Origin of the sequence: Paenibacillus sp. FSL L8-0470 (assembly GCF_038008625.1) — a bacterium.
Taxonomy (GTDB): Bacteria; Bacillota; Bacilli; order Paenibacillales; family Paenibacillaceae; genus Paenibacillus_AQ.
This window is the reverse complement of the sequence record NZ_JBBOZM010000001.1, coordinates 3,474,212-3,490,695: the sequence shown is the minus strand read 5'-3', so window position 1 is coordinate 3,490,695 and position 16,484 is coordinate 3,474,212. Positions and strand designations below refer to the sequence as shown.

General features: G+C 48.2%; 15 protein-coding genes. 3 read left to right on the top strand and 12 right to left on the bottom strand.

Annotated elements, in window-relative coordinates; translation table 11 throughout:
* Positions 1–49: 49 nt before the first annotated feature.
* The 4 genes from NST99_RS15905 to NST99_RS15890 form a co-directional block, all read right to left on the bottom strand.
* The gene (locus NST99_RS15905; protein ID WP_341092976.1) at positions 50–802 is read right to left on the bottom strand and encodes a metallophosphoesterase family protein; all 753 of its coding nucleotides are present in this window, start codon (positions 800–802) and stop codon (positions 50–52) included.
* Between the two features lie 51 nt (positions 803–853).
* The gene (locus NST99_RS15900; RefSeq protein ID WP_341092975.1) at positions 854–1,216 is read right to left on the bottom strand and encodes a fibronectin type III domain-containing protein; all 363 of its coding nucleotides are present in this window, start codon (positions 1,214–1,216) and stop codon (positions 854–856) included.
* Between the two features lie 16 nt (positions 1,217–1,232).
* On the bottom strand, positions 1,233–1,673 hold the full coding sequence (locus NST99_RS15895) for an NUDIX hydrolase (RefSeq protein WP_341092972.1): 441 nt from the start codon (positions 1,671–1,673) through the stop codon (positions 1,233–1,235).
* A gap of 250 nt (positions 1,674–1,923) precedes the next feature.
* Positions 1,924–2,475, bottom strand: coding sequence for an FMN-binding protein (locus NST99_RS15890; RefSeq protein ID WP_341092971.1), 552 nt, complete (start codon positions 2,473–2,475; stop codon positions 1,924–1,926).
* Positions 2,476–2,712: 237 nt separating this feature from the next.
* Here NST99_RS15890 and NST99_RS15885 point away from each other — a divergent pair, with 237 nt between their 5' ends.
* A complete protein-coding gene (locus NST99_RS15885; RefSeq protein ID WP_445745032.1) occupies positions 2,713–2,952 on the top strand; it encodes a YdeI/OmpD-associated family protein in 240 nt (79 codons plus the stop codon).
* Between the two features lie 88 nt (positions 2,953–3,040).
* Here NST99_RS15885 and NST99_RS15880 read toward each other — a convergent pair whose 3' ends face one another.
* On the bottom strand, positions 3,041–3,220 hold the full coding sequence (locus tag NST99_RS15880) for a hypothetical protein (protein WP_038591548.1): 180 nt from the start codon (positions 3,218–3,220) through the stop codon (positions 3,041–3,043).
* 174 nt (positions 3,221–3,394) lie between these two features.
* A complete protein-coding gene (locus tag NST99_RS15875; protein WP_038591545.1) occupies positions 3,395–4,114 on the bottom strand; it encodes a YebC/PmpR family DNA-binding transcriptional regulator in 720 nt (239 codons plus the stop codon).
* 407 nt (positions 4,115–4,521) lie between these two features.
* Between NST99_RS15875 and NST99_RS15870 the strand changes: the two genes are divergently transcribed.
* Positions 4,522–5,502, top strand: a complete 981-nt coding sequence (locus NST99_RS15870; protein ID WP_341092969.1) for a phosphotransferase family protein — start codon at positions 4,522–4,524, stop codon at positions 5,500–5,502.
* A 280-nt stretch (positions 5,503–5,782) separates the two neighbouring features.
* Here the strand turns inward: NST99_RS15870 and NST99_RS15865 are convergent, their stop codons facing one another.
* The 3 genes from NST99_RS15865 to NST99_RS15855 all read right to left on the bottom strand — a co-directional run bounded on the left by NST99_RS15865 (position 5,783) and on the right by NST99_RS15855 (position 9,073).
* The gene (locus NST99_RS15865) at positions 5,783–6,898 is read right to left on the bottom strand and encodes a 5-methyltetrahydropteroyltriglutamate--homocysteine S-methyltransferase (RefSeq protein ID WP_341092968.1); all 1,116 of its coding nucleotides are present in this window, start codon (positions 6,896–6,898) and stop codon (positions 5,783–5,785) included.
* A 15-nt stretch (positions 6,899–6,913) separates the two neighbouring features.
* The gene (locus NST99_RS15860) at positions 6,914–7,846 is read right to left on the bottom strand and encodes a LysR family transcriptional regulator (protein ID WP_341092967.1); all 933 of its coding nucleotides are present in this window, start codon (positions 7,844–7,846) and stop codon (positions 6,914–6,916) included.
* Between the two features lie 105 nt (positions 7,847–7,951).
* Positions 7,952–9,073 (bottom strand): phosphodiester glycosidase family protein, encoded by a 1,122-nt coding sequence (locus NST99_RS15855; protein WP_341092965.1) that lies wholly within the window; start codon positions 9,071–9,073, stop codon positions 7,952–7,954.
* A 172-nt stretch (positions 9,074–9,245) separates the two neighbouring features.
* Here NST99_RS15855 and NST99_RS15850 point away from each other — a divergent pair, with 172 nt between their 5' ends.
* Positions 9,246–9,734 (top strand): GNAT family N-acetyltransferase, encoded by a 489-nt coding sequence (locus NST99_RS15850; protein ID WP_341092963.1) that lies wholly within the window; start codon positions 9,246–9,248, stop codon positions 9,732–9,734.
* Positions 9,735–9,825: 91 nt separating this feature from the next.
* Here the strand turns inward: NST99_RS15850 and NST99_RS15845 are convergent, their stop codons facing one another.
* From NST99_RS15845 to NST99_RS15835, 3 genes are all read right to left on the bottom strand, one after another.
* Positions 9,826–11,130, bottom strand: coding sequence for a TPM domain-containing protein (locus tag NST99_RS15845; RefSeq protein ID WP_341092962.1), 1,305 nt, complete (start codon positions 11,128–11,130; stop codon positions 9,826–9,828).
* Between the two features lie 119 nt (positions 11,131–11,249).
* Entirely contained in the window at positions 11,250–15,734 is a 4,485-nt protein-coding gene (locus tag NST99_RS15840) for a hypothetical protein (protein ID WP_341092960.1), read from the bottom strand.
* A complete protein-coding gene (locus tag NST99_RS15835) occupies positions 15,721–16,479 on the bottom strand; it encodes a DUF6063 family protein (protein WP_341092958.1) in 759 nt (252 codons plus the stop codon). Before NST99_RS15835 ends, NST99_RS15840 begins: the two co-directional genes overlap by 14 nt.
* Positions 16,480–16,484 lie beyond the last annotated feature (5 nt).

Below are 16,484 nucleotides of genomic sequence, written 5' to 3'. Positions count from 1 at the left end.
TACTGAGACAACCGGCTTATTTTCTTATCTCCGCATCCCTTACCAGAACTCAGATGAACTTCTTCGACCCATCCGTTTCCTTGAAAATACTAAATTTATCGAATAGTGCTCCTTGATGATCGATCGCGCGAATTTCCAATTGTTGCGGTGTTACGGCTACTTGCAGAAAATGCGGCACTGCCAGCGATTGTGATGTGAACCATTCCCGCTTGGGCAGCAGCCATTCTGGCATTGCACCGGCTCCCCCAGCTACGACATATACGATCCCGTCCTTGAAATCCAGCTTGCCGGAGCGCAGCGGATAGCTTCGTTCATACACAATCGTATGGGAACTGAGTACAAGATCCACACTATGCTGCTCCAGCAATGGACAAAGCGCCCGCAGTGCTTCAACCTGATACCCGCCGGACACATAAGGAGAATAGTGAAAGTAGACAATTTTCCATTTGGCAGAAGTATCTTGCAGATCTTGAACCAGAAAGTCATATTGCGCATTTCCTGCCTGAAATTTGCCCGAGCTGTCAGGATAAGTATCATTATTTATGAAATCCGTGCTGTCCAGTGCAATAAAATGAGCGTCTCCATAATCGAAGGAATAATAATTCTTTGGGGCGGCAAAAGCAAAAAAGTCATAATACCATGAGCCTCCGTTCTCATGATTGCCTAAGCAGCTAAAGCTGGGAGTGTCTTGCAGCAGCTCTTTTCCGGGACTAAAAAAATACTGATTCCAATCGGCATAATTTGTTCCATCGTTAACGATATCACCGATAAACAGGCTGAAGTCCGGACGATATCTTTTCATCTGGGCAAAAATGCTGTTGTTGATCTCTCCGCCTGTGATATCAAAACCGCTCTAACCGCCAGTTTCACTGGTTACCGTAAATGAAAAAGGCTCACCCGGCAACATAGCTGTCTTAAAGGGAAATGGCCCTGCTTCTGCCGCCTCCTGCTCATTCTGAGAATACACCTTGTAGAAATAAATCGTTCCAGGCTCCAGTCCGCTGACCGTAAGCTTATGGATTTGGGTAAATCCTGAATTTTCAGCGCTGGTAAGGATCTGTTCCGGCTGCTTGTAGTTTCCTTGATAACCGCTATGTATACGTTCTGCCCTCATCACTTCCACTCTGGATGTAGATAGCTTAGAGGTCTCCCACATAAAGGTCATCGACTCTTCGGTCGGCCACTGCAAATAAGGCCCTTTAATCATAGTCAGCATAATTTTTACTCCTCTCTCATTGCTGGTTCCACCCATGCTCCGAGAACCATACTCCCTGCCTGTATTGGTCCAGCGCCTGACCGGCAACAGGCAGAAGATTAGCTGGCAGGCGGTCTAATGGAAACCAGCGAAGATCATCACATTTGTGGGGTTCAGCGTTGCTTATTTCACCTGACCACTGCTTGGCGATAAAGAAAAAATCAACCCGTTCGTCATGGGAAGTTTTAATATGCATTACTCCTGTCATTTCTAAATCCCCGGGAGCAATTAGAGCGCCGCATTCTTCCTGAACCTCACGAATTGCGGCGGCCATTACCCCTTCACCACGTTCCAGACGTCCCGCCGGGAGCGCGTAATATCCATCATCATGTCCCGTATTAAAGCGCCTGAGGAGCAGCAGCTGCTGGTTTCTAATCATAAAGACATGCACAACACTTAAGAGGCGGAATTCAGACATTCTGAGGTGCACCTTCTCTCTTTAGTTATATTATAGGAACGTACGTTTGTTAAAAGCCATGTGAAAAATATAGCATAAAAAATCCCACTTATCTACTTCATCTATAACTTAGATACGGCTTGCCCGTTGATAAGGGCAGTGTTCTTAGCCTCTAGGTAGTTCTTTAGTTCAACTTTATTTAGAATTAAAAACTCCTTCACAGCAGCAGCCGTGAAGGAGTCTAAGCATTACATCTATACAAGCGAGTGAGTTATTTAGCAGCTTTGGCTGCGTTCAGAATAGCCGTTAAGTAGCCCTTGGTATCCACCAGCGTAGCCCCGCTGACAGCATCCACCATTTCTTCTTTGCTCTTCTTAGCGAGCGTAGCTTCAAGCGATTTAATCGTCTTGCCGGTCGCAAATTTCTCAACAGCAGCTAAGTTTTTGTCATAAGCAACTGTGGATTTGGCTTCTTCTTTCATATGATCACTGTAATATTTGTTATTGGCCTTCTTGGAGGCCAGAACCATTGCAGGATCTTTATAATTTTGTCCGAAATCGGCATCGGAGTTAGGGACTCCCTTGGCCACCTCTGTGCTAAGGAATTGATAATCATCCAGCGAGGCAGCCACGATTACACCGTTTTGAACAACGGCAACAGCTACTGTGAAGCATTTCGTGCCATGTGCTGCCGCTTCTACCCGGCCTACCTTGAGCGGTGCACTGGCGGCTGAAGATACATCATTCAGCAGGTTGCTGTTGCCTACTCCTACAACTGCCAATGAAATACCGGCTACGAGCAATAACTTTGTTACCTTTTTCACAACCATTCCCCCAGTCATGTTATAAAAACGCTTACAATCTATATTTATCAATTTTTGTCCAGCAAGTCAGTTACAAATGTTACTAATATAATGTAAATAGATGGAATGGTGTGCGTCTTTTACCGAAGCCCGGAAGGCAGTAAGATTATGTATCATGGTCGTAAACTTATACTAAAAATAAGCCGCCTTTGCTATGATGGAGGTATGAATACCAGGAAAGGAGAATATTTTTCATCTATGCAAATTGAAAATCTAATTACAGCAATATCGAGAGAAGCGTTGAGGGGTTGGCTGCAAGTGTATGAGAATTTTATGGCATTTCCAGCTCTTTATCAACGAGTACGGATCGACACGATACAAAGCAATATTAAGCAGCCTGATTTATTTGAGAGTAGATTAGACAAATTTATAATAAACACTAAAGAAAATAAAATGTACGGTCAATGGCATGATAATGGACGCCTTCTGGATTATTAAGATGTGCTAGATCAAATGGTGTATAAATGACAAAAAAAGCGGCAGGATATCTTCTGCCACTTTTCTTGGTGCTACTCAAGTGGAAGGATCACTTATACGTGTTTTGTTCATTTTTCTTATAAGTCGTCCTATCATCCCGGAGCGACTCTTTGCGGTTGTCGAGTTTTTTCTGTTCCCTTTGCTGGGCTTCCTGGCTGTTGACGGGTGCATTCTCCAGTTCTTCCACCGTATTGATCAGGTTTTTATCCGGCGTTGTTTCATGCGGCACATTGTTGCCTCCTTTAAGTTGGATACTTATTAGTGTTCCAGCTTATTTTGGCATTTCCACAGCCAGATTATTCTTTCCAGCATTGAGTCCCTAAAGGCATAATTGCTGTCTCATAAAAAAACGGCCAATGCAGATAAAACATCTGCTGGCCGTCTTCGGATGAAATCAGTGCTGCTATTCTTCGGAATCTACATTATGATATACCTGCTGTACATCATCCAGTTCTTCCAGAGCATCAATCAGCTTCTCAAATTGAGCCTCGGCATCTTCGGCAAGCGCGACATAATTCTGTGGAAGCATGGTTAGTTCTGCCACGGTGAAATCGGTTATACCTGCATTGCGGAACACTTCCTGTACCGCATGGAACTGGTCAGGCGCGGCATAGACAATGACAGCCTCGTCCTCTTCCAATACATCGCGAACGTCCAGGTCCGCTTCGATCAGCATTTCCATCACTTCATCGGCAGATTTGCCTTCCAGACCGATAACGGCTGTTTGATCGAACATATACGTTACCGAACCACTTACACCCATGTTGCCGCCATTCTTACTGAACGCGGAACGCACCAGGGGAGCTGTACGGTTAACGTTATTCGTGAGCGCATCAATAATGATCATTGAGCCGCTTGGTCCGAAGCCTTCATAACGAAGTTCAACATAATTCTCATCACCGCTACCTTTAGCTTTTTCCAAAGCACGGTCGATAATGGCTTTCGGCACATTGTACGTTTTGGCTCGTTCCAGAACAACCTTCAACGCCCGGTTTGATTCCGGATCAGGTTCGCCCTTCTTCGCGGCTACATAAATTTCTACCCCAAACTTGGCGTAGACCTTACTTGTATTGGCATCCTTCGATGCTTTCTTTTCTTTAATATTATTCCATTTACGACCCATATAGTTTCCGCTCACTTTCCAACATTAATTATAAACAGTCGACTTCTATTATACCTCTGATCGAACGATCACGTAAAGGGCAGCCCATTTGCTAGAAAAAGTCTAACAAAGCCAGTATTTGTTCCGCTCCCAGCCCTTGAATTAACACGGGAATCCGCGGTCCCTCCTGTTGATTGAGAGTGAATTGATAGAGATTTTAAACAAACGTTTTTGATTGTATTTCATTATTTTTTTGTCCTTATCGTGACAAATTGCGTAAATTTCCGTCATCAGCTCTTGTTCATTCTCCCCTCTGCGGCGCAGCGCTTGAAGGATGGCCGGATTGTAGCGGCTCGACTGATACTACGACTCAATACTGTATGAAGCTCGGATACGTATGTTACGATAGCATTAAGGAGGCTGATGAGATGAAAGAGAGCTGGGAACGGACAGAGCGACCTGTTTCACTGGAGCTTAAGCACATTAAGGAGATTGTCGGGCCTGTATTCTCCGGGAAACGAGTAACTTATGCTGAAGCAATGTCTACTGGATTTCGAAATTCCAACTATAAGATCACTGTGGAGGGAATGGCTGACCCCTTTGTGCTTCGCCTGTACAGAGAGGATGGGAGGATCGCTTACAAAGAACTGGCCATTGCCGGACTTATAAGTCCGACTGTCCCTGTAGCGAATTTCATTCATGTTGATACGAGCTGCACCATTTTTAATCAGCCGTGGGCTGTGCAGGAATGGAAACAAGGAATTCACTTACGTGATGTATTAAAAACCGGAACAGCTGTTGCATCAGCTGCTGCTTCAACCGGCAGAGTTCTAAACGGCATACATAACTACACATTCCCGGAGTTTGGTTTCTTCGGCAAAGACCTGCGGATCTCCGAGCCGTTCAATACTGATGCCGAAGGTTTTCTCGCCTTCGTTGAGGACAGCCTCTTCCATAAACCTTGCGGGAGCTGGCTTGGTAATGAGCTGACACAAGCAGTTTGGTCCTTCTGCCAGTCAAATCTTACAGCCTTGAAGGAAAGCCGGAGCCATGCCAGCCCCGTCCTCGTCCATTCTGATTTTAACGGATTGAACATTCTGATGCAGCGGGATGCTGCAGACTGCTCAGTGTCAGCTGTACTGGATTGGGAGTTCGCTTTTTCCTGGAACAGATACGTTGATATTGGCAACATCCTGCGTTATGAAGCGGCTGATTCTGTCTTTGAGAAGCATTTTATTGCAGCCTATCAGGAGCACGGTACGGTTCTGGATAAGAACTGGCGGCTTCTCTCCAAGCTGGAGGATCTCATTGCCCTATGTGAACTATTGAATCATTCTTCAAGAGAAACTCCCAACCGGATAAAGGATCTTCAGCAGTTGGTTGCGAACACTGTCCTACTCTTCCGCTGATGTATTTTATCCTGAACAACCTTCCTACAGCATGATTGCGGCACCAATGTAAACAGAAGCAACGCCACAAGTGTTTCTACGATCTTGAAACTGAACGCGGCGATCGGGTTGTAATCTTTGCCACCACCACAACTCCAGGCTTTATAGATCAATTTTCATTTGTTGTCACCACTTCTTTCGAAGCTGCCAGATTCCCGTCTCCTTGCTAACTAACGAATCAGTAATGAGAGACCGCTCCTAATTTCAGGAGCGGTCTCTCAGGGGGTAACTTGTATTCTATTCAGATCCAGACTTCATTAGCGGTTTCAATAACCAGTCGCAGCTTATCCCACTGCTCTTCCTCGGTCAGCATATTGCCTTCCTCCGTGGAAGCAAATCCGCATTGCGGACTCAGACACAGCTGCTCCATATTTACATATTGGGCGGCTTCTTCAATTCGGAGCTTAAGCTGCTCTTTACTCTCAAGGCCTCCATGTTTGGTAGTCACCAACCCCAGTACTACAAATTGTTCACGGATAAACCGTAGCGGAGCGAAATCACCGGACCGTTCATTATCGTATTCAAGGAAAAAGGCATCGACCTCTGCCTGAGCGAACAACACTTCGGCAATCGGCTCATATCCCCCAGCGGCGAACCAGGTGGAGCGGAAGTTGCCCCGGCATACATGCAGGGCAATCGTCATATCCGCCGGACGTAGAGAAATGCTCTCGTTAATCAGCCGCACATAGTCCTGCGCCAGCTGGTCCGGGTCAATTCCCCGGCTGCGCAGATGCGCCCGGTGTTTGCCGCTACATAGAGTTCCCCAAGTCGTATCGTCCAGCTGCAGATAGCGGCAGCCTGCATCATAGAAAGCCTGAATCGCTGCCCGGTACACTGCAATAATATCTGCGTACAGCATTTCACGCTCCGGATAAATTTCATTCCCGTTATAATCCTGCACGAAATGAAACAAGGCAGGCGAAGGAATCGTCATTTTTACCGGCGTATCTCCGGCTAACTGCTGCGTCTTGATAAATTGCCCGATCATAGGATGATCCGTAAAGGCGATTTTACCGGCAATCTTGAAGCTCTCCGCCCGCTGGGCAGTTTCTTTCGAGCTGCCGCCTTGGTTCAGGCTGATTTTCTGTGTGCCGTGGATCCCGAAGAAGAAATCAAGATGCCACCAGGAACGCCGGAATTCACCATCTGTGACCGCCTTAAGTCCCAGCACCTTTTGCTGTTCCAGCAGCTTGGAAATCTCTTGGTTCTCTATCTCATAAAGCTGCTCTGCCGTGATTTCACCCTGTTCAAACAGATTACGGCCGGTCTTAATCTCATCTGTTCGCAGGAAGCTGCCGACGATGTCGTAACGAAAGGGAGGAGCATTTCTTTTGGAGCCGATAACTGGACTGATCATACGTCCCTCCTGCTGTTATAGTAAGGATTGATTGAAGTCGAAATATTGTTCAGACACCAGATCATTCAGAATTTCAATGAACCCGGACATGATTTCGCTTGGCTTGCGGTCCTTGTGGGCAATCCAGCCAACCGTGAACACCTCATTGCTGTCAAAAGGAACCGTTACGAGCCCTTCGCCGTTCAGCTCAGAGGCCATAATGCCCGTGCCTATCGTATAGGAGTCACTCCCCAGCAACAAGTGGGTCAACGTGGCCCGGTCGGTCACTTTAACATTTTTCTGAATCTGCGTGAAGCTCAGCATCTCTTCGGAAAAATGCAGCGAATTGTTATCCCCTTGCTCAAAGGTAATATAGGGGAACGGAAGAATCTCGTCCTGTGTAACCCGTTCCTTGGCGGTAAGTGCGTGGCCCGTTCTGACATAAACATGCGGGTTCGTATTAAACAGCGGGGTGAATTTCAGGTTCCCGTCACTGAACAGCTTGTTCATCACTTTATAGTTGCTCTCGTTGATATACAGAATACCGAGATCGCTGCGCAATGTGCGGACATCTTCGATAATTTCATAGGTCTGCGTTTCTCTCAGGCTGAAATTATATTCCGCCACATTGCGCTCGTTCATCAACCTGACAAACGCATCGACGACAAAAGCATAATGCTGGGTCGATACGGAAAAATAAATCGGGCTGCGTTTCTTGCCGGTATACCGGTTCTCCATAAACTCGGTTTGTTCAATGATCTGCCGGGCATAGCCCAGAAATTCCATCCCTTCAGCAGAGATGCTGATCCCTCTGTTGTTTCGTTCAAATATAGTAATTCCCAGTTCGCTCTCCAGTTCCTTAATGGCGTTGGAGAGACTGGGCTGCGACACAAAAAGCCTTTTGGCCGCTTCATTCATCGAGCCGCTGTTGGCAATTTCAATTGCGTAGCGGAGCTGCTGCAATGTCAACCCTGTTCCCCCTCCGGTCCTTAAGCGATAATTCAGCATCACAGAAGATATCGTAGCATAGAACCTTCTAACGTTCCACGTCTGTTCTGTCTTGCGTACCGGCAGTTAATGTGTCCGCTTCTTTCCAGCATCAATTTTGGCAGGGTCCAGGCCTTCCCAGATGTTCGTAATATCCGCCTGCTCCGGGTGTTCAAACACCAGAAAAGCCGTAGGCAAATAACGTTCTCCGTGTTGCGAAGAAGGTTTGTTAACGATCTCGTTGTCCTTAACAAGTACAGTGGATGAACCTCCGTCCAGATTGGCAGCGATCACCGCTCCGTGCTTCAGCATGATTTGCTGCACATCATATAGATTGGCGCCGATGCTGTATCCGGGCTGTCGTCCGTCGATCACCACAAATAGAAGGGCACCGTCATCACGTTGACCCATCGCCGTTCTTGGGGCAATCCCCCAGCCTTCGGCCGCATTCTTAATAAGGCCCTTGCCATTGACGATCAATCTCGGTTGAAAGGACACTGCCTCCTGTACACCAAGATCACTGAGCTCATTCAGCGAATAATTGCCGGCGATCATTTTGCCATGCTTATCGAGGCCGACGATTTGTGTTGATTTTTTTCCGCCCAAGCCATTGTAAAACAATTTCCCTTGCGAAATCACGAGACCTATCGGCTTAAATCCGTTGCCTTTCCAGTTCGGGTCAGCGAAGCCGCCACCGTTCACACCGGCAATCGCTCCGGTTCGTGACACCATACTGGACACTTTCTCGCCCGACCCAATTTTGCCGGGAACACCCAGCCGTACCTTGGTCGGATCATTAACGGTCATGACATAACCGGAATACCCCGTGCCGGACACTTCCTCAATCTCGACCAGAGGTTTCTCTACCTCTACCGGCGGCTGAACAATGGTATGGGTGTCCTTCTCATCTCCCATATGCACAAAGCGTTCATTGTACTCCTTAACCCGGTCTTTCAGTTCTTCTTCACCAATGATATATTTCGCCATATAGCGGTGCTGAGTCGTAATTAGCGTATCTGCGATCAAGTAGCGAAGATTATGCGCGGAAGGCGCAAAATACAGCCAGCTCCCGCCGGCGATTAGTAATAGGATCAAGATTAAAAAAAGTCTGGAGAGTGTGCGTAAAAAGCTTTTTTTCTTGCGCTTGCGGACCGGTTTTTTCTTCTTCTTGCTTACAGCATTGCGCTGTGGTAATGATGATACGCTCACTTCGTAAAGCCTCCCTAATACTTCTATTAATGGTAATAAGCATGAAACCACATATTTTCATCATAGACGATAATGAAAGATTAAAAGTTTCATTTTTTTCAATTATGCTGCTGAAGGTTAGGAAACAGATGTACTATAATGAGGATAATTGTCGTTTGGAGGGGGAGTTTCAATGATTTTTAAAAATTTTGAGATTAGAAAGTTTCGGCTTTCAGATATTGAACAAATTGTTACATTGTTCTACGAGACGGTTCATTCTGTAAATAAAAAGGATTATTCTCAGCTGCAGCTTGATGCCTGGGCAGATAGCGCTGACCGGGAAACCCGGCAGAATGCCTGGAAAGAATCGTTGAGCAGCCACATATCTTATATAGTCCAGTTCAATGACAGCATCATCGGTTTTGCGGATATGTCACCTGAGGGATATCTGGACAGAGTATTTACGCATAAAGACTTTCAGGGAAAAGGCATTGCTTCGGAATTGTTAAAAGCACTTGAATCCGAGGCCAGAAGCTTGAGACTGCTCCAGGTAACTGTCGATGCAAGCCTCACGGCAAAGCCTTTTTTCGAACATCACGGCTACAGGTCCGTTCAGATGCAGGCGGTGGAGCGGAAAGGTGTTATCCTGCATAATTTCAAGATGATCAAAGAGTTAGACTAACAAAGTAATATTAAATTTCACATAAAAAAACAATGCCCGTTGACCTTATAGGGTCAATCAGGCATTGGATATGGCCTCTTCCGCCATCATTTCATCCGTGTCTTTCCTTGCGGCTGCCGCTGCTTGAACTGCCGTCTCCGTGATTCGTCAACGCGGAACTTAAATAGCCCGGTTGCCACAAGCTGCTCTGCAACTGATTTGTAGTTCTGCGACGCCGACGATGACTGCGGTTATACCAGCGGCTGCCATAACCGTATAGTGCGATATTTCTGTTCCGCCATACTATCGCAAGGCTAAACAACAGGATAAACACAAGAAACAGACCGCTGACTATTATACCTTTGGATAGAGAACCAGACTGGTTTTCCACCACCATTGCTTTGTCAGCCGGTAATGCAGCCGTACTGGAAACGGCAATAGTCTCTGAACTTGATACTATGGAACTCTGGGGAATATCTGCTCTGGCCAACAAGAATTTGTGCAAAGCATTGACTGTTGCTACCGAACCACCTGCGTAATTTTTTCGGGCAAATTCCGGTTCAAGCACCGTATCCAGAATATTTTGCATCGCCTCATTGGTCAGCATACCGTCGATGTCCTTACCTTGCAGTATATGGTAATTGTCCCCGCCGATGTCCAGCACCAGCATTACATCCTTGGATCCCGCACCAATGGAGGCGAATTTCGAATACGTATATTCCTGCAGGTTTTTGTCTGCGGAATTTTTAACCGTAACCACATAAATGCCGCTTCCGGTCGTTGTCTTGAAACGGTTGCTGGATTGGTTGAGATAAAGCTTGCTGACCTTTTTGAGAACTCCGGCATTATCGGACACATAGGTTTTGGAACCGACCTGCTCCTTCCAGACTCCGCCCAGCTTTTGGATCAGTGACCCGTAAGTTTTGCGTGCCCCGAAGCTGTACTCCTTCCTGGCAAAGTCCGGCGCAAGCGACTGGGAAAGAATTTGCGATAAAACAGCGTCATTAAGCTCGTCCTCCATGCCTCTGCCCCTAACCGCCCAGTACTCGTTATCTTTGATCGAGAAGAGCAGCAGCACACCCTTGTTGTTGTCAGCTGAGCCTACTTCCCAGGCGTTGAACAGCGAGGTTGCATACTCCTCTATCGCAGCTCCATTTGTAGAGTCCACTGTCACCAGCACAACCTGTGATCCGCTCTGCTGATGCAAACGAATTCCATAGTTGACGATGTAATTTTCGGTTTTCACATCAATCACACCAGCGAAATCATTTACGTAAAAAGAGTCCGTGTGCTCAGGCACGGCAGTTTGGGCCAAGCTAAAAGCGGGCAGCAGCATACTCAGCAGCAGTACAATTAAAGCTATAATAAACGTCTTTTGTCTCATCCGAATTTCCATAACCTTCATCTCTCCTTCCATACGAGAATAGTATATTCAAAACATAGCCTGATAGAACAAAAAGAGACTCAGCGTGATGCCGGGTCTCTTACTTTATTTCTATAGTTGCCGTTAGATAGCGCGATTGACTTATGATAGGGTCAGAACAAGGAAGCAGGGATCAGCTTTCGGCCACCCTTAATGAGCGTGGATTCCAGCATTTCTCCTTTATCTCCCCCAAAATACAGCTGCCAGTACACGCCGAAACGGATGCTGACATCATTCTTCACCAGCTCGGGCGGCGTAACGATCAGCCACTGGAATTTGAGTGCTTTGGATATTTCAAATACCGGATCAAGTACGTTGTTCGAAACCATCTCACCAAATGGATTATCGTACAGGAAAACCGTCCAGCCCTTGTTCTCACGGTTGACCCGCTTATGGGTCATGATCATCATAGCAACCAGCAGCTGCACAGACTGGCGTTGCCCGCCGCTGCCAACAGCCTCATCCAGTGCTCCGCGGTTAATAACTTCCCAGTCGGAGTAGTGGTACTCTTCGGGAGCCGCATACAGGAAATAGTTCTCGGTCACCGGCTTGTAGACCTGAAGCACCGGGAAACGGTTCTGCATCGCGGCATATACGATCTTTCCGTCATTGATCATCTCTTTGACAGCGGCTGCCGGCACCTGCTCAATCTTGGCATATTTCTCCAACAGCCCGCTAATGCAGCGGTTGAAATAATCACTGACCAGCGGCTCGATATCATCGCTCGTCTTCGGCACCGTAATGTTCTTGTAATTCAGGCGGACCAATGGAAAAGCATGGCCATTCTCATTAAGAATGATCATCCGGCGTTCCATACGCTTCAGGATATCGACAATCTGCACGACACGTTTGGCGGCGCGGCCAACCCACAGCTTGCGGGACAGCTCCATCCCTTCCTTGTCGCTGCGGATGCTCTCAATCTGATCGCGCGAGCTTTGGAGCATGGAATCAAGCACCTGACGGGCTATCGAGAAGTCATCCCAATGTACGGTGTTGAGCCGTTCCTGGATTTTGGTCTCCAGCTCAGCATTCCAGCCGCTTTTCGCCAATTTGCTGCTTAAAGACGCCTTCTCTTCCTTCACCTTACGGGAGATTTCCGACCGCTCGCTGCGGCTTTCCTTGCTGCGCAGCAGCCAGTCAGATACCAGCGGCTCACAATTATCTTTTACCTGCTGCTGCAGCTCTTCAGGAACATCCCGCAGTTGGACCCGACCCTCAACATGGGTATCCATGATTTTGCTTTGGCTTACCAATGTTTGAATCCATTGATCCATAACGCTCAAGGCTTGTTTGCAGCTGTTCAGCAGCTGTTCATTCTCCCGGAAACGCCTGCTGATTTCTTCTTCCTTCTGATCCAGCGGATCATGCCATATTTCTACAGCACGTTCATGTTTTTCCTTAATCGCTTTTTCGGATTTCCGGAGATCCTTCTGCAGATTCTCAAGAATGGTCTGGGCGCGGATAAACGAATCGTGGACAAGCTGGTAGTCCTCATCCAGATATACGGTCTCGTTCTTCTGTCTCGCTCTGGCCGTCAAAATCACCTCGGCTGTATCCGTTGGAAGAGGAGCATTCCGCCAATCCTGATCCACCTGGACCACTGCAGCTTCGATCTCCGCCAGCTGTTCACCGGCCCGTTTGATATTCCCCGCTCTCGTACGGATCTCCAGTTCATTCTGGGTTAAGGACTGCTGGAGGCTTTCCACCGTGCTGAGCAGCTGCATTAGCGTATCTTGAGCAGCAGGATCAAGTACGGGCTCTTCTTCCAGAGCAGGAGCAGCCGGATATTCGCCGGGGAAGGCAATTTCGGGAAACCAGTTCTGCAGCCTTGGAAAAAGCGCATAGCGGGTATCTCCAATCCACTTCTCCCGCTCCTGCGCGGTACTGCCCAGCTCGGCCTTTACCTGAACCAGCCCCTGATCCTTGCTGGCGATTTCTTTGCTCAATTCTTTTTTGCGTTCTACCGCTTTTTGCTTATCCTTATAATCCTGTTCCTGCTTCTTTGTCCGTTCATCCCACTGGCGCAGCGCCTGTGCTCTTTCTTCATGCTCGGTCCGATCGGCTTCAGATTGTACCAGCTCTCTCTGAATAACCGCAAGGCTGTCTTCATTCCTGCTGATCTCCGTGTTTAAATCTCCGAGCTTTAGATTCAGCTCATTCTGCAGTAATTCAAGTGTATTCAGTTTGGCTTTCAGGGCCAAGGTATGTTCACTCTGGAACAAGCGCTCGAATTCCTGCCGCGCCGATTTCAGCTTGGACAGATAGGCTTCCGCATCCTTAAGCTCCTCCTCCTGTTGCTTAAGACTGGAGGATATTCCGCGTTTCCATTCCTGGAAATGATCCGGCTGCAGAACCATCTGCGGGCCTTGATTGGCTAGCAGCAGGAAAGGACCGGATGCGGCTTCCGCCATCTCTTCCCGGATGAAAACCGGCACCGCTGACTTGAGCAGGACTTCTTTCAGCGTATCCGGCTGGAGCTTGGCAGCTTCGCGCTGCGTCACAATAATTCCGTAAGGAAGAAGCGGATGCCGTTCCATTTCCTCTTCACGGCTCAGGTAAGGCAGGTCATTCAGGTAGGAGCTGCCGATCATGGAACTGATTTTGAGTGAATCCAGTGTGTCCTTCACTCTCAGGATATCCGCATTCGGCAGCCAGAAGGACTCCTGCTGCAGCTCTACATCGATCAGCTGGTTGTAATAATCCCTTCTCAGCCGTTTCGCCTGCTGCTCAGCTTCATCCAGCCTGCGGATGAACCGCTCCTGAATGGCCGGTTTTGCTTCAAATAGCGCCGTAACTCCCAGTTGGTGATGCTCTTCATACATTTCCAGCAGCACGACCAGGTGTGACCAGAGCTGAGACTCCCTGTTCATCTGTGACTCCAGCAGATTCTGAAGCTCTTCGCTTTGGCTCTGCCCGGCATTCAGCTTCACCTTCAGCTCAGTCTGCGTTTGGTGCAGATTGAGCTTACGCTCTTCAGCAGTTTTGCGCTGCTCGTTAAAGCCGCTGATATTGTCTGCGATAGTCTTAGCTGCTATTAACGTGCGCTGCAGCGCAGCTCCTGGCGCCCCGGCTGCTTCATGCCCATGGCGTGAGGCAAAAACGCCCAATTCCTCGGTGTATTGGCGGATAGCCCCTGTAAGTTCATTGATCCGGTTATCCAGACCGCCCAGTTCCAGCAGCAAGCTTTCTCTTTCTTTGCGTAAGCCATTTTCTTCAGCTGTCAGAGAATGCTGGCGGGTTACGAACGACGAGAGCTGTCCCTGCCAGAGCTGAAAAACTTTGTCCCACTGCAGCCGCAGCTCCTCCTTCGCTCCCTGAATAACCTCTTGGCGTTCCTTCATTTCCAGCGAGCCTTCGATAGCTTCAATTTCCTTCTGCCATTGCTCGATCTGGCGGAGCTGCGCGCTGCGTTTGGCCAGATAATAAGCTACTTCAAGCTTTTTCTCTTTCAGCTTCGACTCATCCAGCCGCAACTTGGCCCGTGTCTGGTTGTCTGAAATCCTCGTGAATTCATCCTGCTTAAGATCCTGTTCTTCTTTGCTGCGCAGATATTTCAGATTATCGCCCTCAAAACGCAGCTGGCGCGCCTCCTGGTGATGCTGAACCAATGCATCGGCAGTTTTGCTGCGTTCCGCCTCTGCGTTCTTAAGCTCCTCGTGAATGACCGTGGACATCTGCCGGCCCAGCAGTTCAGTCTCTCTGAAGCTCCGCTCGGCTTCCGTTCCCTGTTCGACCAGCTCATACAGCGGTGCAGCCAGCGTAGTGAATTCGGCAAAAGCCTTTTCCCTCTGCTCCAGCATCGGAAGTCTCTGGGCAATGGTTGCGGTATCGATAAACATCCGCTGAAGCGACCCATCCTCTTCTTTGACACCCTCGTTCAGACTGGAGCCAATCTCCGGAATAATCAGCTTCTCGAACAGATTGTGGTTGGTAAAGGCCTCATTTTTTTGAAAATAGCCCTTGATCCCGCCCTCTTCACCATTGATCCGTTTCATGTTACGCCATTCACCGATATGAATATCGCGTTCAGCAAGGAAGCTGTAGTACTTCTTCAGATCGGAGCTGTGGCTGCCGAAGGCAACAATTTCATTCCGCCGTTCCCGTACAAATTGCTGAATCGTCTCAAAACTTACAGGACCGCCTTCCGCATGATCATACAGCGGCAGCGTTGAAAGGGTCAGCTCAGCCTGCTCTTCATAATCCATCAGCGCGTAGAGCAGATAGTCAACCTTAATCTCCAGCTGATCTATCGAGCTGTGGGCAGTCATGGCAATTCCGGTCGTCATATATTCGTTACGCTCACTGTTGTCCAGCCGCCACTCAATCGCTACGTGGAAGGTATAGGGCTTGAGCTGTTTTTTATGATTATGGAAAAAAGCCTCGACCTGGTTCTCGTTGTCTTTCCCCCAAGCCGCCTTAGGCAGGAGCAGTTGGAAGATGGACTGCAGCAGCACTCCTTTCCCGCCGCCGTTCATTAGGGTAATCAGGGTATTGGCCGGGCCTTCCTCATTGCAAAGATCAAGAATCATATCATCATACTTCTTAAGCATCTTCTCGTATTTCAGTCCGGCGATACGGATTCGTTCAATGCGCGGCATAACCTTCCCCCTCCTTCTCCGTCAAGGTCCGGCCGATCAGAGCTTTCAAGTCCTTGTAACGGTCTACATCGTGGTACAGATACCGCATTCTTTCATATAACTCTTCCCGGGGGAAAATCCGCTTCTCGTTCTCGGAAATAAACACCAGATGTTCCTCCTCCAGCAGCTTCATCCCTTCATGAATCAGTCCAATCCGTGAACCGGAGCCTCTCGACAGAGAATCGCCTTCCTCCTGGCTTTTGGTCTGCATATAAAGGCTTGCCCATACTTTATGCATTGCCTGAATATCCAGACGCCACTGCTTGCTGAAGCTGCCTTCCTCATCCAGCTCGATCCATGCTTGTAGAAGCGAGGACACCTGATCGGAGATTTGGATATAGGACATGCTGTCCTGACCGGGCTTAAAGTGCTGCTCATCCTGATCCATTTCCGCCAGAAAAACCAGGATAATGACGTTGATAATATGTAAATGGGTTTTACGTTCAATCCGTGAGTATTTATTCCGCAGCTGTGTGAAGTTAGACGCAAACCCCGATCCCAGCGGATTGACCAGCAGGTGAAGGCGGTGACCGGAATTCATAATCCGGCAGCCTCCCTCTTTGGCCATATACTGCAAGGCGTCATAGGCCCCCGTATCCTGCAGGCATTCCACTGCGGCCGGATCATCCAGGGATATGACCTTCCGCCGAAGCAGATCAAAAAACAGCCGCGAAGCCTGCTGCAATTGTTCCAATGAATAGCTCATGCTGT